At 38.5% G+C, this 21,527-nt stretch carries 21 protein-coding genes; 13 read left to right on the top strand and 8 right to left on the bottom strand.

The genetic code is table 11. The features are described from left to right. The first annotated feature begins 415 nt into the window (after positions 1-415). Both HCR01_RS29265 and HCR01_RS29260 read left to right on the top strand, forming a co-directional pair. Positions 416-628 carry a helix-turn-helix domain-containing protein gene (locus HCR01_RS29265; RefSeq protein WP_193199558.1) on the top strand — a complete coding sequence of 71 codons (213 nt, stop codon included), beginning with the start codon at positions 416-418 and terminating at the stop codon, positions 626-628. 142 nt (positions 629-770) lie between these two features. Then, positions 771-983: a hypothetical protein gene (locus HCR01_RS29260; protein ID WP_193199531.1), complete on the top strand. Its 213-nt coding sequence runs from the start codon at positions 771-773 to the stop codon at positions 981-983. Positions 984-1,025: 42 nt separating this feature from the next. On the opposite strand, the gene HCR01_RS29255 is transcribed toward HCR01_RS29260, so the two are convergent. The 4 genes from HCR01_RS29255 to HCR01_RS29240 all read right to left on the bottom strand — a co-directional run bounded on the left by HCR01_RS29255 (position 1,026) and on the right by HCR01_RS29240 (position 4,184). Further along, positions 1,026-1,928: a site-specific DNA-methyltransferase gene (locus HCR01_RS29255; protein WP_193199530.1), complete on the bottom strand. Its 903-nt coding sequence runs from the start codon at positions 1,926-1,928 to the stop codon at positions 1,026-1,028. A gap of 195 nt (positions 1,929-2,123) precedes the next feature. After that, the gene (gene cynS, locus HCR01_RS29250; RefSeq protein ID WP_193199529.1) at positions 2,124-2,564 is read right to left on the bottom strand and encodes a cyanase; all 441 of its coding nucleotides are present in this window, start codon (positions 2,562-2,564) and stop codon (positions 2,124-2,126) included. Between the two features lie 301 nt (positions 2,565-2,865). Continuing rightward, on the bottom strand, positions 2,866-3,723 hold the full coding sequence (locus tag HCR01_RS29245; protein WP_193199528.1) for a methyltransferase domain-containing protein: 858 nt from the start codon (positions 3,721-3,723) through the stop codon (positions 2,866-2,868). Positions 3,724-3,875: 152 nt separating this feature from the next. Further along, positions 3,876-4,184, bottom strand: a complete 309-nt coding sequence (locus tag HCR01_RS29240; protein ID WP_193199527.1) for a TIGR03792 family protein — start codon at positions 4,182-4,184, stop codon at positions 3,876-3,878. Positions 4,185-4,318: 134 nt separating this feature from the next. On the opposite strand from HCR01_RS29240, the gene HCR01_RS29235 reads away from it, so the two are divergent. Together HCR01_RS29235 and HCR01_RS29230 are read left to right on the top strand one after the other, a co-directional pair. Next, the gene (locus tag HCR01_RS29235; RefSeq protein WP_162395758.1) at positions 4,319-4,642 is read left to right on the top strand and encodes a phasin family protein; all 324 of its coding nucleotides are present in this window, start codon (positions 4,319-4,321) and stop codon (positions 4,640-4,642) included. 78 nt (positions 4,643-4,720) lie between these two features. Next, on the top strand, positions 4,721-5,242 hold the full coding sequence (locus HCR01_RS29230; RefSeq protein WP_193199526.1) for an FKBP-type peptidyl-prolyl cis-trans isomerase: 522 nt from the start codon (positions 4,721-4,723) through the stop codon (positions 5,240-5,242). Between the two features lie 105 nt (positions 5,243-5,347). Here the strand turns inward: HCR01_RS29230 and dnaB are convergent, their stop codons facing one another. The 3 genes from dnaB to gloB form a co-directional block, all read right to left on the bottom strand. Further along, positions 5,348-6,691, bottom strand: a complete 1,344-nt coding sequence (gene dnaB, locus HCR01_RS29225) for a replicative DNA helicase (RefSeq protein ID WP_162395760.1) — start codon at positions 6,689-6,691, stop codon at positions 5,348-5,350. 240 nt (positions 6,692-6,931) lie between these two features. Further along, positions 6,932-7,390, bottom strand: coding sequence for a 50S ribosomal protein L9 (rplI, locus tag HCR01_RS29220; RefSeq protein WP_193199525.1), 459 nt, complete (start codon positions 7,388-7,390; stop codon positions 6,932-6,934). A gap of 180 nt (positions 7,391-7,570) precedes the next feature. Next, positions 7,571-8,341 (bottom strand): hydroxyacylglutathione hydrolase, encoded by a 771-nt coding sequence (gene gloB / locus HCR01_RS29215; protein ID WP_193199524.1) that lies wholly within the window; start codon positions 8,339-8,341, stop codon positions 7,571-7,573. Between the two features lie 376 nt (positions 8,342-8,717). Here gloB and HCR01_RS29210 point away from each other — a divergent pair, with 376 nt between their 5' ends. The 9 genes from HCR01_RS29210 to HCR01_RS29170 all read left to right on the top strand — a co-directional run bounded on the left by HCR01_RS29210 (position 8,718) and on the right by HCR01_RS29170 (position 19,409). Beyond that, positions 8,718-9,755, top strand: a complete 1,038-nt coding sequence (locus tag HCR01_RS29210; protein ID WP_193199523.1) for a glycosyltransferase family 4 protein — start codon at positions 8,718-8,720, stop codon at positions 9,753-9,755. Between the two features lie 15 nt (positions 9,756-9,770). Beyond that, positions 9,771-10,610 carry a putative nucleotide-diphospho-sugar transferase gene (locus tag HCR01_RS29205; protein WP_193199522.1) on the top strand — a complete coding sequence of 280 codons (840 nt, stop codon included), beginning with the start codon at positions 9,771-9,773 and terminating at the stop codon, positions 10,608-10,610. A gap of 17 nt (positions 10,611-10,627) precedes the next feature. Then, positions 10,628-11,791, top strand: coding sequence for a glycosyltransferase family 4 protein (locus HCR01_RS29200; RefSeq protein ID WP_193199521.1), 1,164 nt, complete (start codon positions 10,628-10,630; stop codon positions 11,789-11,791). A 199-nt stretch (positions 11,792-11,990) separates the two neighbouring features. Beyond that, positions 11,991-14,240, top strand: a complete 2,250-nt coding sequence (locus tag HCR01_RS29195) for an ATP-binding cassette domain-containing protein (RefSeq protein WP_193199520.1) — start codon at positions 11,991-11,993, stop codon at positions 14,238-14,240. 4 nt (positions 14,241-14,244) lie between these two features. Continuing rightward, a complete protein-coding gene (locus tag HCR01_RS29190; RefSeq protein ID WP_193199519.1) occupies positions 14,245-15,453 on the top strand; it encodes a glycosyltransferase family 4 protein in 1,209 nt (402 codons plus the stop codon). 72 nt (positions 15,454-15,525) lie between these two features. Further along, the gene (locus HCR01_RS29185) at positions 15,526-16,485 is read left to right on the top strand and encodes a glycosyltransferase family 10 domain-containing protein (protein WP_193199518.1); all 960 of its coding nucleotides are present in this window, start codon (positions 15,526-15,528) and stop codon (positions 16,483-16,485) included. Between the two features lie 3 nt (positions 16,486-16,488). Then, positions 16,489-17,463: an Npun_R2821/Npun_R2822 family protein gene (locus tag HCR01_RS29180; RefSeq protein ID WP_193199517.1), complete on the top strand. Its 975-nt coding sequence runs from the start codon at positions 16,489-16,491 to the stop codon at positions 17,461-17,463. Between the two features lie 4 nt (positions 17,464-17,467). Beyond that, entirely contained in the window at positions 17,468-18,358 is an 891-nt protein-coding gene (locus HCR01_RS29175; protein WP_193199516.1) for an Npun_R2821/Npun_R2822 family protein, read from the top strand. 16 nt (positions 18,359-18,374) lie between these two features. Further along, entirely contained in the window at positions 18,375-19,409 is a 1,035-nt protein-coding gene (locus tag HCR01_RS29170; protein WP_193199515.1) for an Npun_R2821/Npun_R2822 family protein, read from the top strand. Between the two features lie 153 nt (positions 19,410-19,562). Here the strand turns inward: HCR01_RS29170 and HCR01_RS29165 are convergent, their stop codons facing one another. Then, positions 19,563-20,915, bottom strand: a complete 1,353-nt coding sequence (locus HCR01_RS29165; protein ID WP_193199514.1) for an NAD(P)/FAD-dependent oxidoreductase — start codon at positions 20,913-20,915, stop codon at positions 19,563-19,565. Between the last annotated feature and the right edge of the window lie 612 nt (positions 20,916-21,527).

The raw sequence follows: 21,527 nt of genomic DNA, 5'->3' as shown, positions 1-21,527 counted from the left end.
TATGACAACATTTACTGGCTGGATTCAGGAAAATTTTACTTCGGTTAGATTATTATTCTTATTTACCCTGTGTAGTTCTGTAAAGTGGGTTAACGGGATTATATTGGGCAATTTACAATCTCTTCAAAGCAAATTTTTCTTGGTATTAAATTACAGCCTTCAACATTACTCTTACTGCTTGTTGTGTCACAAATTTTGCTAGTAGTGCAGAATTGGCGATTTGTGAGTAATTTTTGATTATCTAGCGGCAGATGTTTTTGTCTTTGATGTTGGTAATATGGTAAATGTTTACCTGATTTTATAAAGCCTAAAATCAGGTAGCTACGTGATCGCCTGGAGACTGCTAGACCGGGGGCGATCGCTTTTTAATATTCTCATATAAAATTAAACGATGCAATTGCATCAACAGTCAAGTATGGGATTAGTCAGATTAAAGGTTCGAGAACTAGCACAAGAAAAAGGTTGGACGTTGAAAGAGGTTTCTGACCGTTCTGGAGTAATTTACAGCACAGTTAGAAGCTATGCTCGTCGTTCTGGAATGACAACAGTTGATTTTACTGCTATCCATAAGTTAGCTCGTACCTTTGATGTGATGATTGAAGACTTAGTAGAAATTCTAGAGGAATAAACTAAATACTATTGAGGGTGTTGATATAATACGATGCTATGTTATCAATACGCAAGCATTATGTGTTTAAACACATTTAAATTAAGTTTTAAATATATAGAACAAGTTTATTAGAAATGCTAATATTTAGGCTAAGTCATTAGTGTTTCCCTATTATTCTGTGGCTAGAGCTAGTACAGCGATCGGTGTTAGTCCAATTATTAAGGAGATTGTGCAAAAACAGGCACATTCAACACGTTTAACCCTAAAAGAGGTTATTCTCATGGGTATGTTAGCGATTGAAAAGATGGATGATCAAAGTCGTCAAGAGCTAGCGGATCAAGTTCATCAAATGCAGGTAAATCGAGAGATTTAAGTTATTTGTCATTAGTCATTTGTCTTTTATTCTTACTAATGACTAATGGCTAAATCGATAGCGGCTTCCGACAACATAATCCTGATTAATTTCAAAAGATATCCATTGGCGTTGCAAAGTTTCAGCAACAAATCCGGTTGTGTTAGAACCTGCAAATGGGTCTAAAACTATATCACCTTCATCAGTTAAGAATTTGATGAAGAACTCGGCAAATCCTTGAGGGAAACGTGCTGGATGGGGTTTAACTCCTGCTGCTTTACATTGACGTAAATAAGCACTATTTGATTCAGTATTGGCAATTTGTAGTAAATTTGGCGGAATTGCACCCTGGTTATCTTTTTGAAACTTATCAGAAATATCATGTCCGCTAGGACGTATTTTAGCTTTATAGCCATTTTTGAGTAATTGTTTCATACTTTGGCTATATGGCTTTAAGACTTTTCTATTGTCTGCTTTAGGATTTGGTGTTTTAGCCAACCACCAAACTATATTTACTGAATCTTTCACCCGAATTCGCCTGATTGTCACCCACTCAGCAGGGGTTGGTAATCGAGCCGGATTGTAGTGGTAAAATTCTTGAGCAAGACAAAAACCTACTTCCTTGCATAATCTAACTAAAAGTTCGTATTGGTAGATACTCCGCACAGGATTACCAGGAAGATAAGCACCACCTAAATCTAAAATAAATGAGCCATTATCTGTCAATACTCTTTTAAATTCGTAGGCAAAAGGTAGAAACCATTCGATATATTTTTCAGCGCTTTCGTTACCGTATTCTTTTTTTCGAGTCAAAGCAAAAGGAGGCGAAGTCAGAATTAAATTAATACTATTATCAGCAATGAATTTAATAAGTTGAAGGCTATCACCTAAATATGCTGCTCCTTTTTGCTGGACATAATAAGGATGAAAAATTGTTTCTTTGTGTTGCGTTATTGGTTCTTGCAAAAGTTATCAAATTATTTTGACTTTATAGTTATAACTTGTTTTGATATTGTTTAGATATTTAATTTTAAAAATTATTATTTCAGCGCAAACTAACACAGAGAATGTATATTTACTTTCCATAACTCTGCGTTAGCATATAATCCTGAAGCATTTCGTGATCTGTTAGTGCAGAAGTTGGTATAACTGACTGAAACACTACCACTTCTTATATGAGAGAAATTTACCAGACATAATAATTTTAACGCGATCGCCTTTGGGATATTCTTCTTTTTCCACGTCTAAAGTAAAGTCAATAGCGCTCATAATTCCATCACCAAATTTCTCATGAATTACGGCTTTAATTGGTAGTCCATATACCTGAATAATTTCGTAGAACCGATAAATCAATGGGTCAGTTGGGACAATTGGGCCCAATCCTTTCACAGGGTATTCAATCAATTCTTGAATGTAACTTGCATCCAGTCCTAATGCTTCAACTAGTAACTTAGCCTCTTCCTCAGAAGCACTAGCTTGACGGTAGAATAAAGCGGCAATCCAGACTTCATCACGTCCGAGAATTTTTTCTAAATCAGCAAAGCTTAGTCCCTTGTTTTGTTTTGCAGCTAATAGTTTTTGAGTAATTTCGGGAATAGACACCTGATAACTCCTCCAAATCTGTAATAATTCTGATTTAATCGTCACTAAACTAAGCTTAAGGCGATCGCTCTTTTTTGCTAAGCTCGACTTTATTCAAATCCAAGAACATAATCCTTGAAATCTGGCAAAAGTTCTAGTTTTGTAGCAAAAACTTTACCCTACGTGATGAGTTTGAGTGAAATCGAAAAACACAAAAGCTAACTTGGATAAGGGTTTTAACGTATGCGATCGTTTACGCCATCGCAGAAAGCGAAAATGGATAAAGTCGAGCTAAGTAACAATAAGCTTTACTTTGCTTGCACTATTGTTTTGGCATAATAAATGTGCCAGCTGGCAAATACAACATTTTGCGGTCATTCTGCTCAATTGCCACTTCCTCAACTAGAGAAAGTAGCTGCTGATTCAATTCAGCAGAAGCATCACGTAAGTTAGCCTGGAAGAGGAAATCCATCAACACTTTACCTTCTTCCAAATTCTCTTCAAAGCAAGCAGAAACATCCAAATATTCGGGATAGCTTTCAAATTGATACGACAGACCGATATCGTCAATGATTTCACGTAACTTACTCGATTCCATCATTTGGGAAGACCCTTCTTGCCAGTATTGATCATTCCCAACGACCTCCGCATATTTCGTAATCAACTTAAATATCACTGCTTCTTCTGTGTCTAGAGTAATCAAAAGAACTCCTGCGTCTTTTAGCATATCAAGCGACTCAAGGATTAAGCGCCTCTCTTGACCAGGCATATGGTAGATTGAATGCGTGTAATGGATACAGTCAAATTTTTCATTTGTCTGAAAATCCTCAATAGTCATCGGATGCATCTCGAAATGCACTTTGCCAACATTAGCAGACTGCATCGTTGCTTCAAATATCTGCCGATGAATATGATTCGGTTCCACCACTACATACTTTAATGGTTGCCCCTCAGCCATATTTTGCTGAAGGAAGTGGATAAGTTGCTTATCGAACTCTCCAGGGCCAGGGCCAACACTTAACACTGAAACCTCTGTTTGCTTAGAAAGACTGCTTTGAAGATGCTTCTCAAGCATCTCTAGAGCTTTTTGTCGGTTAACTTGCCAATTTTTTAAAAAAATGGTGTATGAGGAAGCATAAGCCTCATACATCTGCTTCTGTGTATCACTTGATGTTGACATTGTAAATTTACTAAAAACTTTATTACAGGAAAAACTGGAAAAAGTATAACAGGATTGCAGTAAAGAATTTACGTAATGCTGCATTGCCTTTAGCTAAAGGAAGTCGCCTCCAGGACTGCGACTGCCTCAACACTGCGGTCTACGCATTACCGTCAAATATGGGGGAATTTCCGTACTTGATACTCCGCTGATTCCACAATTAGATGAGATTTTCCCACTGCTTGGACGAATTTATCTTCAATAGCCTGCAAATCGGCTTGGGGTATGGCTTTCCACTGTTCTCGCGTTGCCCAACGAATGATTAGGATAACTTCTTTGGAGTCGTCGGGAGTAATCCAAACTTCTTTGCCGAGAAATCCAGGATACTTGGCCAGCGCTGCTGTCCAAATTTCCGCATCCTTCTGAATAAAATTTTCCCGTAAATCGGGGGCAACATGAAACTTGAGAAGTTCTATAACCACGCCCTTTGATCCCTATGCTTGCCAATTTGCCAAAATAGAGCTGTAGGCTAGAATAACTACGCTTCCAGCATAGCTTGATTGCGTATATTCAGTAGCAAGGGTCGGTTGGTTTGAAACAAGAAGAGGAAGGGAGTATGGACAGCAACAACTGGTTGCAACAATTAATGATGGTAGGTCTTGGTACAACATCTATAGTTGCAGAAAAATTACGGCAAGTCAGCGATGACTTAGTTAAAGATGGTAAGCTCAATCCTGAACAAGCCAAGGCTGTAATTGATGATATTGCACAGCAGTTAAAGTCGGAGCAGGGAAACTGGGATGTCCAAATGCAACGACAAATGCGAAATATGATGCAGGATTTAGGGGTGGCTCGCCAGTCTGAAGTAGACGAACTGCGAGGTAGAATTGACCGTTTAGAGCGTCAAGTGCGCGATTTAGAAAATAAGCTTTGGCGTTAGAATGTCCTTTGTGATTTAAACTAAATGTGTTCTGTTGGTAATCCTTTTGCCAGACTGCCTAAGTAGGGAGAACTGATTTTGAAAGCAATTTTCCTCAGCGTGGTGTTCATGCTGGCATGTGTTGTGCTTTTGGTGTTGGCGCAAGTTGGCGGTAGACAGGATACTGCCATTGCTACCCAATTGACTCAAACACTACCAGCGCCTACGACTGTAACTGAAAACAATACTCTAATTGCGAGCAATACTATGTCTGATGCCAATGCCGTAACCACCCCTTCTGGATTAAAGTATGTTGAGTTAAAAGAGGGGACTGGGGCAACTCCTAAAACCGGACAAAAAGTTGTGGTGCATTACACTGGCACTCTAGAAGATGGTACTAAGTTTGATAGCTCACGCGATCGCGGTCAACCCTTCGACTTTAAAATCGGCGTCGGACAGGTAATTAAAGGTTGGGATGAAGGAGTTGGCACAATGAAAGTTGGTGGTCAACGTCAGTTAATCATCCCCCCTGAGTTAGGTTATGGCTCTCGCGGTGCTGGTGGCGTGATTCCACCTAACGCCACTCTACTGTTTGATGTGGAATTGTTGGACGTTAAGTAGGGATTGGCGGCTCTTAAGAGGGGTAAAGGGAAAAGGGATAGTTTTTTCCTTTCCCTAATGCCCTATGCTCAATCAAAGCAATAATTATTTTGTTTAGCTAAATTATTAAAGTTTGAGATTTTGAAACTTTGTAAACTGTGGATTGAATAGAAGTTTCACAGTACCAGTTGGCCCGTTGCGGTGTTTAGCTACGATTACTTCTGCAATTCCGCGATCGGGAGTATCTGGAGAGTAATATTCATCGCGGTACAACATGATTACTAAATCCGCATCTTGTTCAATACTTCCGCTTTCTCTCAAATCTGACAACATTGGCCGCTTATTGGTGCGTGCTTCTACCCCTCGGCTCAACTGAGATAAAGCAATAACTGGTACTGATAATTCGCGCGCTAAACCTTTAAGATTCCGCGTAATCTTTGATAATTCTTGGACGCGGTTATCACCTCCTCCTTCCATTAATTGCAAGTAATCTATAACAATTAATCCTAGTTCAGTTCCTTGTTCTGCTTGGAGTCGCCGCGCCTGACTACGCATTTGTGTAACTGTAATATTCGGCGTGTCGTCAATATAAATTGGCATTTCTGAAAGGATACCAATAGCACGGCTTAAAGGTTCCCACTGTGTTTGACTGAGGCGTCCACTCCGCAGATAACTACTTTCAATTTGCGCCTCGCTAGCTAATAAACGTTGCGTTAGTTGCTCTTTGGACATTTCCAAACTGAAAACAGCAACCGGTAATTTATAAGAAGCAGCGATGTTATGAGCAAGATTCAAACAAAAGGCCGTTTTTCCCATTGATGGCCTACCAGCGACAATAATCAAATCAGAACGCTGAAAGCCACTGGTCATGGCATCTAAATCATAAAATCCGCAGGGAATACCAGGTAAGGCAATACCTTGATTGCGATCTTCAATATCTTGGAAATTATTAATCAGGGTATCAGAAATGTGAACTAGACCTGATTGGGGACGTTCTTGAGTAACGCCGAAAACTTTCTGTTCTGCTTGATCGAGGACGATTGGTAACTCGGTTTCTGTCTCGTAACCGAGATGCACAATTTCATTACCAGCTTTGATTAACTGTCGCCGCAAGTATTTTTCCATCACCAACCCTGCTAAGGAGTCGATGTTAACTGCTGACACTGTGCGGTCTACCAAAGTTGCTAATTTATTTCTCCCACCAATGCGGGTAAGACTATCATGGTCAGTTAGCCAACTTGTAACCGCGAGTAAATCTGTGGGTTTCCCTTGAGCGTGGAGCCTCACAGCTGCTTGATAGATATCTTTATGAGCGCTGATGTAAAAAGCTTCGGGAAGGAGGCGATCGCTAACTCGACTAATTGCTTCTGGATCTAGTAAAATTCCCCCCAAAATCGCTTCTTCAGCCTCAATATTTTGGGGTGGTAAGCGATCGCTACCATCACCTTGAAAACGTAGTTCTTCAGCCATAATGAAACATTAGGAGTCAGGAGTAGAGACGCGATTATACTCTTACGAGAAGCGGTCTTCGAGCGTCTACGCATCTGTACAAGGATTCAGGAGACAAAAGCTATAAAAAATGGAGTTTAAACGTCATGATTTCTTTTTCGATTCTGCTTACAAGTGCCAGATTTTAAAACCCAACTCAAGGCACTCACCCAAAAAACATTCTGTCTCCTGTCTTTTGTCTTTTGTCTCCTTACTTTACCGTTAGCTAGCTACAACTTGAATATCGACTTGCGCCGTTACTTCAGAATGCAGCTTAATTTCGGCTTTATAAGTACCAAGGTGGTTAATATCAGGGATGGTAATACCACGCCGATCAATTTCTTGACTGGTAACTGCTTGAATTGCCTCTGCAACTTCTTGAGTGGTAACAGTACCAAAAATTGCTTCGTTTTCACCAACCTGCTTAGCAATTGTCAAGCTACCAACTTTTTCTAAAGCTTCTTTTTGTTCTAGAGCTTGTTGTCTGAGTTCTAATTGCCGTTGACGTTCTTGCTCACGACGGCGTTCTACTTGCTTGAGAATACCGGGAGTGGCATGGGTTGCCAATTTTTGGGGAATCAGATAATTACGAGCATAGCCGGGAGCTACGTCCACTAAGTCGCCAGATTTGCCCAGCTTGCTGATATCCTGATTTAAAACCAACTGCACGCGTTTCACCATCGTTTTCCGTTTTTCCTGTAAAATCTCATTAACTGGGGTTTCGGGCAGAATAGCTCATAAGAGTGTAGCTCTCTCCCAAGTAGCTTTGCCTATACCCTAAAGCTTACAGATCGTAGCGAAAGGTAGGGTGCGATCGCAACTATTAGCGTCAGAAAAATCACAAAGCGTGTTAACTCTTGACTAAAACCTGTCTTTCATTCCCCGGATCCGAGCAAAGGTTTGCACAGGATCAATGCTTTTAGCTGCTGATTGTAAAGACGGCTGCTCCCAACGTAAAAAGGGATTAGTGCGTTTCTCCACTCCCAACAGCGAGGGAATTGTCGCTTCTCCTCGACTACGGTAAGCCTTGACTTCATCGTAGCGCTTCTTGAGGTCGGCATTGTCGCCATCCACAGTCAGGGCAAATTGCAGATTTTTTAAGGTGTATTCGTGGGCGCACCAGATGCGGGTATCATCAGGTAGAGAGCGCAGTTTACTTAAAGAGTCTACCATTTGCGTCGGTGTCCCTTCAAATAAACGACCGCAACCACCAGAAAACAGGGTATCACCACAGAATAAATCCCCTACACCAGCTTGTTCTGGGGGAAAGTAATAAGCAATGTGAGCGCGAGTATGTCCGGGAACGAAGACTACTTCAGCTATTCGGTCTGCAAACTGAACGCGATCGCCTTGTTGCAAAAACATCTGTTGTCCAGGAATTCGCCCGCGATCCTCAGCTCCGCCATAAACTATCACTTTCGGGAAGTGTTGCATCAACTGTTTGTTACCACCCACATGATCGTTATGGTGGTGCGTATTGAAAATCGCTACCAAATCAGCTTTTAGTTCTGTCAATTTCCTTAATACTGGTTCCGCCTCCGCTGGATCGACAACAGCGGCAATATTTTGTTTGCTGTCGTGCAGTAAGAATATGTAGTTGTCTGAGAGTGCCTCAAGACGCATTACCTGCATTACCTCTGCCTCCCTCGCAAATAAATGTTTGGTATTGATTAATAATCTTATACATCAGTAAGTAACAGGGTTACTTGCACAAGCTACATCAACTATTTATACTTTCACTATTATAGCTGTAGTACTTCATAAATCATGATAGTATACAACCGTACTTCCACGGTAAATATACTGAATAACCACAAAATTTATCTAGATTTATCAGTGAATTTTCTATAGGAATAACCATTATTATAAAGTTAAATTTATCATATTGTTTTATATTTTAAAAATACAAAATAATTTCATGATCAAAATTAGATTTTCGATGTCGAGCATAATACTACTATATATTTAAAATTCCATTATTTGAATAAAATAAAAATGGATTAAAAAAATGCATTTTTTAGATAAGCCATTAATTGCAAATATATTTTTTAAAGTTTTAAGTATTTCTAAAATAGAAGAATATAAATATCCTTATATTTTCGGAAAAGCTAAATCTAAACTTAGCAATTTAATCAAAAATAATCTAGATGAAAAACTATATGATCTAGTTTTTGTAATTCACGATGCTAAAGGCTGGATACTCGAAGCAATATGCAGAGAAATTGCTACATATTTTCCAGGTAATTATTTTTTTGCATATTCTTTGACCGATCTACCTCAAGCTAAAGCATACTTTTTTGCTCACTACTCTTTTTTACCCATAGCTTTAAAGCAAAACCCGATTCTTTGGCAAAGCAAGCTACTCGTTTGGTATACACATCCAAAAGATATTGGTAGAAGTAATGAAGAACTTGTTTATACACTAAATCAAAGTACTAAAGTTATATGTACCTGTTCCCAATTTGTAGAGCTACTTCAAAACCAAGGAGTAAACAGTAAAAAAACAACATTTATTCTGGGTGGTGCTGACCCTGCAATCTTTCAACCTCATCAACGTTCCAATGGCGCTGTTGGTTTTTGTACAGCATATTATGCCAGAAAATCTCCAGAATTAATATTTAATATTATCAAATTAATGCCCCATAGAAAGTTTATTATTTTGGGGAGAAATTGGGATCAATACGAAAGATTTGAAGAACTAATTGCTTTACCAAACCTATCTTATATTCAAGCTCCCTATTCTGATTACCCTAAGTACTATGCTGAAATGGATGTTTTTGTTTCACCTGCAAAATTAGAAGGCGGCCCCATACCTTTAATTGAAGCGATGATGTGTAATATTGTACCTGTAGCCAGTAGAACAGGGTTTGCTCCTGATATTATTAATCATGAAGAAAATGGCTTTATCTTTGATATTGATAGTCCCTGTGAAGTGGTATGTAAATTAATTGATCAGGCGTTTAATATTCAAGCTAATATCAGTCAAACTGTTGAACATTTGAGTTGGAAAAACTTTTCTTTAGAAGTGCAAGAACTTTTAAAATAACTATTATATAAACTTATGAACTCAAAAAGAGGATTTATAACTATTCTGACAGGTCTTTACTCTTTTCAAGATTGCATTCACTTTTTAGCAGCAATTAGAAAGTTTCATCAAGAACCAATAATTATTCTAATTGACCAGGTTCCGATAATTCTCTATCCTTTACTCAAGGCTTTCAAAAACGTAACTTTAAAGCCAGCCCCAGCGAATGAAAATACTGTTTTAGCATCACGACAAGCAAAACTCGCTCTATATGAAGCTTCGGAGTTTGAGCAAACAATTTATCTAGATTCAGATATTTGCTTACTTTCTAATATCAATGATGTGTTTGAGTATTTAGATGAGTATGATTTTTTATTAACTGAGGATGTGCAACCTTATATTGTTAAAGCAACAAATTTATTGCGGGGAAAGCAACAAGAACTTTTACCTAATGTTTTACCAATACTGCAATCTGTAGGTTTACCTTTAAAAGAAGATAGTGTGCAGTATAACGGCGGTTTTATGGCTTTCCGTAAAACAGAGATAACTAAGGTATTTTTTGACAAATTTAAATACTATTTTGAGATTGTTAAAAATAACCAAGATAAATTACTTTTAAAAGATCAAGGTGCTTTTGCTTCTGCGATCGCATCTGTACATCCTAAGATGAAAATATTACCGCCTACTTACAATTATCTCAGTAAATGGCAAGAAGCTTATAATATTCAAGATGAAATTAAAGTACTTCACTGTACGTATCCTTACCGTCCTCAATATGCTAAAAATATTACTCGTTCTTTATACACAAGGGTTTTTGACAGATTCGCTAAAGTATTTTTGCCGAATCAAGTTACAAATCCTTGGCGCACTAAATAAAAACCAGTGAAAAAATAGTGAAAAAGATTTCAAAAATATCACTGTTGGTTTCAGACTTATCAAGTGCGGCTATTCTGCGTGCATACTTGATAGCAGCAGCCCTCAAAACATTAGGGCTGGAAGTTGAAATTATGGGGTTTTTATTTGGAAAAAACTTATATCGAAATTTACCGTCAGAGTTAAACGTTTATCATTTACCTGGCAAAAATTTTCCAGACTTTTTTGGTGAGATGAGGAAACTTTTACCAAAAATAAATGGAGATATAATTTATGCAATCAAACCACAAACAGCAAGTTTTGGAGTTGCACTACTCAAAAAACTATATAGCCAAAAACCAGTAATTTTAGATATAGATGATTGGGAACTTAGCTGGCATGGTGGGGATGACTGGCATTATCATCCTACACTCAAACAATTAGCTAGAGAATTATTCAAATCAGACGGCGCACTTAGGAATCCTTATCATCCTTTGTACGTTAAATGGATGGAAACTTTAGTAAATTGTGCTGATGCTGTGACTGTGCATACTACATTTTTGCAACAGCGTTTTGGCGGTACATTTGTTCCCAATGGTAAAGATATTTCCTTATTTGATCCTGCTCGATATGATGCTGAGTCTAGCAGAATTCGCTATGGTTTATCTGATTATCGTATTTTAATGTTTCCTGGTGCGCCAAGACCTTATAAAGGTTTAGAAGATGTTTTAATAGCGTTAGATAAAATTAATCAGCCAGACTTAAAATTGGTAATTGTGGGTGGCAGTCCTTATGATAATTATGATCAGCAACTTCAACAACAGTGGGGACGCTGGATTATCAAACTGCCAAAGTATCCAGCTGATGTTATGCCTGATTTAGTAGCGGCTGCTCACATTGTTGTTGTTCCCCAGCGAGATACTCTTGAAACTCGCGCTCAATTTCCCCTCAAGTTGACAGATGGGATGGCAATGGCTAAACCTGTATTATCAACTCGTGTTGGAGATATTCCCAAAATTTTAGACAATACTGGTTATTTAGTTGAGCCTGCTTGTCCTGAACAAATTGCTGAACAAATTCAAGCGATATTTCAAGATTTAGAATTAGCGAACCAGCTAGCTCTCAAGGCAAGAGAAAGATGTGTGAAGCACTATAGCATAGAGGCTATGGCTTCTACGCTTAAGTCAATAATTTCTCAATTATAAATATTAATGGAGGTGATTTATATGCAGAATTAATTAGATTAACTATTTTATCAAAGCTCCAAAAGCTATAGATTATAGGTAAATATGTGTTTTAACCAATTTATGAAAGTTATTTAGCTCTGTTTATTTGATGATTAGCTGATTAAGCAACTAATTGGTGAATAATATTAATTAATAAGTGAATAGTAAAAAATAGCCAATGTCTACCAGAAAACTACTACTAAGATTTGCTAAACCCTATCCAGGTTTGATTATATTGACAATATTGTTAGGATTTTCTGGAGCTTTATTTAATGGGGTAAGCACGGCTCTAATTGTGCCAGTAGTTTTAAGAATTGTGGGGCAGGAAGTAGATTTAAGTAATGCTCCTACTCTTCTCAAAACGATAATGTCTCCCTTTGATAATATTCCAGCGAATTACCGCACAGGAGTAATGGCTGGAGCTATTATATTCACAATTATTTTAAAAAACTTAGCGGCTTATGCCAGTGCTTTAGCATCGAGTTCTTTAACACGAGCGCTGACAGCAGATATGCGAGAAGCCGGACTAAGACTATTGCTAGAAATTGATATAGATTATTACGCTAAGACAAAAGTTGGTGATTTAATTAATCGACTTGGTGGTGAAATTGGTCGTGCAGCCGGCGCTGTAGGTAGTACAGTCAAGCTAGGTATTTTAGGGATTACTATTTTAGTTTTCGTTGGGTTGTTATTGTCAATTTCTTGGCAGTTGACGATTGCTTCAACGATTTTGCTTTCGTTAGTAACTTTAATCAATCAGTATGCTATTTATCGTTCTAAAAAGTTTGGTAAACAGCTCAGTGATATGTCTAAAGCATATTCAATTACTGTGCTGGAAACTCTGAACGGGGTTCGGTTAGTCAAAGCAACTGGAAATGAAGAAAAAGAATATCAACGAATTAAGAAATTAATCCGTGATCGCGAGAAAGCAGATTTTCAATCTCAGGTTAATTCAGGAGCGATCGCACCCCTCAGCGAAGTCATGGGGATTACAGCTTTACTGCTGATTGTACTTTTGAGTAAAATATTTTTTGCCGACCAAATTACTTCTCTTGCTCCTGTACTTCTAACATATTTATTCTTGCTGCTGCGAGTGCTGCCATTAATTTCTGAGTTAAATACTATTCGCAGCAACTTTGCAAGTACTGCTACTAGTGTGGATGTAGCTAGTGAATTTTTGAGCTTGGATGATAAGCCATTCATGGGCAACGGTAAGCTTCCCTACACGAAATTGCAAGAGGGAGTGCGATTTAATTCCCTTTCCTTTGCTTACCCCAGTCATGAAAAGTTGGTGCTCAAAGATGTGAATTTATACTTACCGCATGGCACAACCTTAGCTCTGGTAGGCGGTTCCGGTGCTGGTAAATCTACTTTGGCAGACCTTTTACCCAGATTTTACGACCCAACATCTGGCTCTATTACCATTGATGGCACTGATTTACGCGAGTTCGATGCTGTATCCCTGCGAAAACGAATGGGAATTGTCAGTCAAGATACCTTTCTGTTCAATGACTCGGTGGGAAATAACATTGCTTATGGACGACCAGAGGCTACCCAGGATGAAATTATCACAGCAGCAAAGCGGGCAAATGCCTATGAGTTTATCAGTAAATTACCCCAAGGTTTTGATACCTTGATTGGCGATCGCGGCGTCATGTTGTCTGGTGGACAAAGACAAAGATTAGCGATCGCTCGCGCCTTGCTACAAAATCCCGACATTCTCATCCTTGATGAAGCCACTAGTGCTTTAGATACCGTTTCCGAACGCTTAGTACAAGCTGCACTTGATGACCTCAGTCGCGATCGGACAACCTTAGTCATTGCTCACCGCCTTTCTACAGTCCAAAAAGCCGATCAAATTGCTGTATTAGATCAAGGACGTGTGGTAGAGGTGGGAAACCACGAAGAACTTTTGCAAAAAGGTGGTTACTACTCACGCTTATACTCAATGCAATTTGCTGAACGTCCAGAAGCTATTGTTAAACGTAATCAAAGCTTACTCCGCATTTCTCATGAAATTCGCACGCAGTTAAACTCAATGATTGGGTTTTTACGCTTATTGCTTGATGAGATGGTAGACAATTCTCAAGAGCGGCAAGAATTAATTGAAGAATCCTACAAATCAGCCTGGAGAATTCTTAATACCATTGATGTTTTTGACGATGTTGTTAATATGCAATTAAGAGGTAAATTCCTCTCAATTTCTGAGCAAAATCAGAACATTGCAACCACTCAATACGAAACATTTAATCATATTTCCGTTGAGTTTCGGACTTGTCTTAATCCTATACTTAGCTCTCTCCGCTCTCTAGCCGATAATTTGATATACACCCATAAAGAACAAAATAAGTTAGTTACGGAAACTTATGAATCTGCTATATATCTGCTCGATAACTTAGAAAAATTTGAGGATAGTATTACCACCTAAAATCATGAACAATGCTGCTTTAAAAAAACACTACGTTTTTTTTATTGGTGAAGAATTACCCCAGCAAGAAGCTCACTTAGTACAGTCCACAAATGCAGCTAACGCCGCCGCTAACTTGGGATATTCAACAGTTTTGGTATATCCTGACAAAGATTCGAGAGCTATTAACCCAGCTAATTTGTTTCGTCCTTTTCAACCTCAAAAAACTCCAACAGAACTGATTAGATATTATAACCTTCATGACAAATTGAAAGTTGCTCCCTTACCGATGCCTTGGCCGATTGATCATTTTAAAAGTAAATTTACTGATTCTAATACTATTGCCACTAAGTACTATTTACCATTTCATATACTTCCAACTACCAAACTTGTCCATAGTCGCAACTGGAATTTTGTGAAAGCTGCTATTAAAAATGGCGTTCCCGCAATTTATGAACACCATCACCACGAAGATAAGGAATTTGAGCCAGAAATTGTCAAAAGTCCGCTGTTTCAAATTGCTGTCACAGTTGTAGATACCATCCGCGAAACCATGATTAAAAATGGCATTCCACCAGAAAAAGTAATTAAGCTGCACAACGGTTTTAACCGCTTATTTATGCAGAGACAGCCAGAAAAAGCGGCAGAATGGCGCAAAAAACTACTGACGGAGCGATCGCATTTGGTAGTGTATGCAGGAGCGCTACAACAATTTAAAGGTATCGATGTATTAATTGATGTGGCTAGGCAAATGCCAAATGTGCAATTTGTCTGTGCAGGTGGTAAGTCCACAGAAATCGAATACTATCAGCAATTAGCAAAAGAAAAGCAAGTTTATAATATTACATTTTTAGGCTATGTTTTGCATAATGAGTTAGCATCTTTGCTACAAGCAGCCGATATTTTAGCTCATCCCCATTGTTCAGGAAAAGCAGCAACTTTTACATCTCCCCTAAAACTATTTGACTACTTCGCCTCTGGAACACCCATTGTAGCCACAAAAATTCCTTCATTAATTGAGTTTCAAGATACTAAAGCCATCGCTGCTTGGTGTGAGCCAGATAATCCTAGCAAATTCGCCGAATGTCTCAAGCGAGTTCTACAAACTCATCCCAAAAAAGTAGATGGTTATCCAGATAGTGTTGAGTTTGTCAAGCAATTCTCTTGGGAAAATAGAGCAGCAAAAATCCTCAGTTACGTTGATGAATCTCTACTTCCTCCACTTATTGCGTAATGGAAAATGAGGGAATAATTCTTGAATTTTGACCCTTGACAAATAACAAATGACAAATGACAAATAAATAGAATGAATATAAAAACTGTAGGTATGATTAGTAGCTATCGAGGTTTGGAAACTAGAGCCGATTGGCTGTGGCAACAAACCCCGAATCAATTTGGAACTTGGGGCAATATGCAAATGTTAGCACTAGCGCCAAAACCAGATTTTTTGATAATGTATCAGTTTGATTTTCCCAGAATATCGCCACATAAATCTTGGTTAGATAGCTTTCGTAAACCACAGCAAGCATCAGAATTAAATATCGATTCTCGATTACGTAATGTCAACAAAGAGCGAATTATTTATTTACTCAGAGAACCGCCTTTAGATGAAATTGTAGAAATAAACAATCATAATTATCAACAAGCCCAAAAGTATTGTGGTTACGTTTCTGGCCCTGATGATTTTGCTCCAACTCCCGATTATATGCCTGCTATTTGGTATCATTCAAATTCCTTTCAAGATTTAAATGAAATGCCATGTACCCAAAAAGTTTCTCCATGCAGTTGGATTACTTCTGGAATTAGCCGCACAGCTAACCACCGCCAGCGTTTAGAATTTTTGCAGTCCTTAGAATCAAGTGGAATTAAGTTTGATTTGTATGGGCGAAACTTACCTGTATGGGCAAAAACATTAGGAGAACTTAGTAACAAGTGGTATGGGATGGCTCCTTATTATTACAATCTATCAATTGAAAACTATGCTGATAATAATTGGTATGTAAGTGAGAAACTTTGGGATAGTTTGCTTGCTTGGTGTTTACCAATTTACTATGGTGGGCCGGCTGCTGATAAATTGTTGCCACCGGGTAGTTTTTTAAGATTGCCTAGTTTGGATGAAAAAGGCATTGCCTACATCAAAGAAGTTACTGCTACACCTGATGCTTGGTATGCTGCCAAGGATGCGATCGCAGAAGCACGTCAAATTATATTACACAAATTAAATCTGCTCAACTGGTTATCAAATTTTGTTACTCAACACTCATAAACTATGGATGGTATTTGTACGCTTGGCAATGATTATGTTTTTGATCAACTGATTGCTTTACTCAATAGTATTGATGTGATATTGGGCAAAGAAACCCCTGTTTGTATTTATCCTTTTGATGACCAAACACAGCGGATTGCTGATGAAATAGTTAAGCGCCCTAATGTATTTATTTACGATAATCAAGAATCAATCAACCGCTGGGATAAATTTATGCTAGAGGCTAGTCCTGCTAGTATGAACAAAAATAAGTACAGAATTTATGGCGGACATCGACGCTTTTGTGCATTCGATGGCCCCTTTGATAGATTTGTTTATTTGGATGCCGATACTCTAGTGATGAATTCACTAGATTTTATTTTTGAAAAATTAGATGAATACAACTGTATCGTCTATGATTTCCAGTTTAAATATCCAGATAAAGTTTATAACATCAATTCAGAGAAATTATTCCAAGTATTTGACGAATATCGAATAAAAAGTGAAATTTTTTGCTCAGGATTTTACGCTTCTAAAAAAGGATTATTTGACCAATCTAAACTAGAAGGATTGTTATCTCATCTGAGAGCAGGTGAGATAGAAATACTCTATCCCACAGGAGATCAGCCAGTTCTCAACTATATGTTTATGAGGTCTGGTATACCAGTTTATAATCTTGCTCATCACTTACCAAATAATCAAGTTACAGGCTGCTCCGTTACTTCTAAACATTTTGAAGAACAAGATAAAGTTCTTTATGATAAAGGTGCTCGATTAACTTATCTGCACTATATTGGTATTCCTCCTAATATCAATCAAGCAGTATGTGCTGGAGAAAATATAGAGTTTCCCTATCGAGATTTATTTCTCCATTATCGTTACTTGCATGAACCAGATAAACGCCCAATTTTTAACAATCCTCCTAAGCGTTATGACGCTCCACCACCGAGTTTACTTACAAGAGCTTTGCGAAAATTAAAGTTAATTAATCAAGGTTAATCCTATGAGTCGGGGAATTTACATAGTTGCCAATGACCGTGTTATTGATAATGCGATCGCTTTACTCAATAGCATTCGCCACTATGACCAAGAAGTGACCGTTTATCTTATCCCTTTTAATGACAATTATCACAAGGTAGCAGAGCAACTTGCCAGCTTACATAATGTGCAAGTTTTCCCAGACCTAGAACTTCTTGAGAACTTAACTAAACGCATAGGGGAAATTTTTGATCGAGATTTTCTCGCATTACCTAATAAAATGCGTAAGCTGGTGGCATGGTTTGGGCCTTTAGATGAGTTTATTTATATTGATACTGATATTGTCGTTTTTGAAAAAATCGCTGACAATTTAGACAAGCTTTCAGAAGTCGATTTTTTCTGTTGCGATTATCATTATGCCAATGATAAGATGCGAAATATTTTTTCCCCATTTGTGAAAGAACAGCAAATTTTTTCAGATGCTCAACTAGAAGACGTTTTCAATAGCGGCTTTTGGGCTTCTCGAAAGGGAGTTATTACACAGCAACAGATGGATGAAGCTTTACGCGAGTGTGCAATGCATCGTGAATATTTCGATTTTTCTGAAGGAGTTACAGACCAACCTATTCTGAATTACCTTGTTTTGAAGCTGATTGCTAAACGTGGCAATCTCGTCAAAATTCCTGGGGGCGGGCCTGGTAGTTGGGCCGGTTCGCAAAATTTTCAACAGCAAGATTACGCTCTCTATGACCGAGGACAACGACTAAAATATCTCCACTGGGCTGGTACGCGGATTAAAGTTGGTAGTCCCTATTGGCAACTGTGGGAACACTATCGTTACCTTCATGAAGGTAAATTTGCTTTCATTCCAAAGCTGACTCGCCGTTTATTTCCCTTTGTTTCTGCCCGTACTTAATATTAGGAGTATCCCAATGACCGATGGTATTTATATACTAGGTAATGATGTGGTCTATGACCAAGTAGTTGCATTGCTCAATAGTATAGAAGCTAATGCTGGTAGAAAAATACCTATTTGTATAATTCCATATAATGATCGGTTGCACAAGGTGCGAGAAGAGATTGCAGCTAGAGATAATGTCACCTTATTTGAAAACTCTGCTGCTATTACTTACTGGGATAACTTTGCAACTCATATATGGAAAAATTATCCAAGAGCACAAAAAACTTGGCGAGAGTGGGGTTTTTCTGATTTATATGAGTTACCGATGCACCGTAAATTTTGTGCATTTGATGGGCCATTTGATAAATTTATTTATTTTGATGCAGATACCTTATTAATGGGGCCTGTAGATTATGTATATGAAAAGTTAGATAGCTATGATTGGGTAGTAAATGATTTTCAGTATAAGTCTGACTTAAAGTACATTTTTGATGGTTCGCCAGAGCTTTTACAGCAAGTTTTCAATCAAGAAAAATTGCAGTCTCAGATATTCTGTGCTGGTTGGTTTGCATCTAAAAAACATATTTTTCCTCAAGATATGTTAGTAGATATCCTCAACAAATTAGAGGCTGGTGAAGCTGATGTAATGGCTTTAGTAGCACCTGACCAATCTTTATTTAACTACATGGTATTGAGAAGTAGAATTTCATACTATAATTTTGCTTACCATGACTCGGATAAAGCGACTGGTAATCACTGGAGTTCTAACTTTGATGTGGTAGATAACATCCTTTACGACCAAGAACGGCGGCTGACATATCTGCACTATATGAGTATAGGTGCATCAACATTTACTCAACTTTGCGCTGGTGAGAATGTCAACATTCCATATAGAGACGTGTTTTTGCATTATCGATATTTAACGTCGCCAGAACAAAGACCTCAAAGTTTTAGGTCTGAAAGTCCGCTAGTTCGTCTACAAAAGACTACCAGTAGTTTTATTCAGCAAAAAGTTAATAACATTAAGCTTAACTATCGCAATTTCAAGGATAGAATTACTCAATAAGATTCCCAAATAGAATGCTTGGAGTGTTCTAGCCTAGTTTATAATGCGTTGCTTAGTTTGCAAGGGTTCATCTATTTTTTCTCTAGTGCTCAATTGCTTTAACTTCAACTCGGTTACATTAACTGTGATTGATTTAAATTACAGGAATTTAGATCAACGCGACTTTTGGAAAATATTTAACTTTGCTTTTGGAAGCACTTGGCGGTTTTGAATGCCAACGTCTTTAGTAGACAGAATCAAGCGAACGGCGCGATCGCGCCATAAATAAGTATGAAGCCAGGTAAATAATACCAGCAAACGACTACGGTAGCCAGGAAGATACATTAAGTGAACTCCCAACCACATCAGCCAAGCTAAAAAGCCTGTAAACGCAAACGCGCCAATTTTTCCAACGCCTGAATAACAGCCAATGATCGCTAATCTTCCGTTGTTAAAATAGTTAAAGGGTTTTGGTAATTTACCTCGAAGCTGCCTTTTAATATTTTGTGCTACAGTAACACCCTGTTGTAGTGCCTCTGACGCAATCCCAGCTAAAGGTTTACCGTTTTTCTCCAAATATGCAAGATCCCCAATGGCATAAACATTGAGTTGCTCTAACAATTGCAGGGTGGGATGAACAATTAATTTTCCTTTGTTTGCTAAAGATATCTCCTCTGATATCGCGGGAGAGTTAGCTTCTAAACCTGCTGTCCAAATTACGGTTGCAGTTGGAATTATCTGGTTGTTTTGAAGATGCACAGATCCCAGAGTTACTTGGTTGACTCTTGTTTGCAAATAAACTTCCACTCCCAAATGACGTAATCGCTTGTAGGTATAAATTCCCAACTTCTCTGGGAGATCAGCCAATAAGCGATCGCCTGATTGTACAAGAATCAGCCTCACTTGCCTTAAATCTAATGTTGGATAATCCTGACGCAAATAGCCTCGAAGCATTTCAACAAAGGCCCCTACCATCTCAACACCTGTTGGGCCACCACCTACAATAGTAAACGTCAGCAGTTGTTGACGGCGTGATGAATCAGATTCCTGGATAGCTCTTTCAAAACAAGAGAAAATATGGTTACGTAATGCTATTGCCTCTTCTAATGTTCTCATTGAGAAGGCATATTCTGACGCTCCAGGAACTCCCAAAAACTGCGTTTGGCTTCCAGTTGCAAGCACGAGAAAGTCATAGCTGATTACACAATCATCTGTTTCAATGATCTGCGCTGAAAAATCAATTTGCTGAACCTCAGCCATCAAAAACTGAACTTTGGGTACTCGATTCTGCCGTCTCGTTTCCCTAGCATTCCGCAAGAAAGAGAATCGCCGTAAAATTGTGCGGATAGGGTAAGCAATGTACTCAGGTTCTAATTGACCTGTTGCAACTTGATACAGCAGCGGTATAAAGGTGTGATAGTTGTTGCGATCAATTAACAATACATCTGCACCAGAATCAGCTAAAGATTGAGCAGCTTGCAATCCACCGAATCCAGCGCCAACAATGACAACGCGGCTACTCTTCATCCATCCCCTCTTGATTTAGCTAGCGGGTCAATTTATACCAATTTAAAAAACCATGTAGAGACGTTGCATTGCAACGTCTCTACATGAATTGGATCGGTATTATTAATTATTTATCAGTAGACCTCCTACAAAAATAGAGGCTGAAACCATACAAAATCGTTCCAACCTCATTTTTATTATTCCCCGTGAACGTATCTAATGATCTCTTAATTCATCGGTGTTTATGGGTGTTTATCTGTCTTGAAAAGTTTTGCGCTCCTGTTACCCGGACGCGCAAACTTTTCGCTGTGGTTATTTTTTCGCTTATTCGCATTTTTGCAAGAAGTCTAGTTAACAGTGAGTATTTATGTTAATTCATCTTCTAACAAAGCGTCTTATCTCTAACAGGTTGTATGAAAAGTGGTCGGCTGTGATATTAGGCACTTATTGATCCCCCCTAGCCCACGCCAGTCGCTCCACTTGGGGAGACCCCATCGCATAATTGCGTCTCCCCTTCTCTACGAGACGCTACGCGAAGGGAGAAGACCGCGCTGGCTCCCCTTAAAAAGGCTACGGTGTACACACAAGTCTTTGAGAGTTGCCCCACAGGCTTTTGATCCCCCCAACCCCCCT

It is taken from the genome of Nostoc sp. MG11 (assembly GCF_014904695.1).
In the GTDB taxonomy this organism is placed as follows: domain Bacteria; phylum Cyanobacteriota; class Cyanobacteriia; order Cyanobacteriales; family Nostocaceae; genus Komarekiella.
This window is presented reverse-complemented; position numbering and strand designations above follow the sequence as displayed.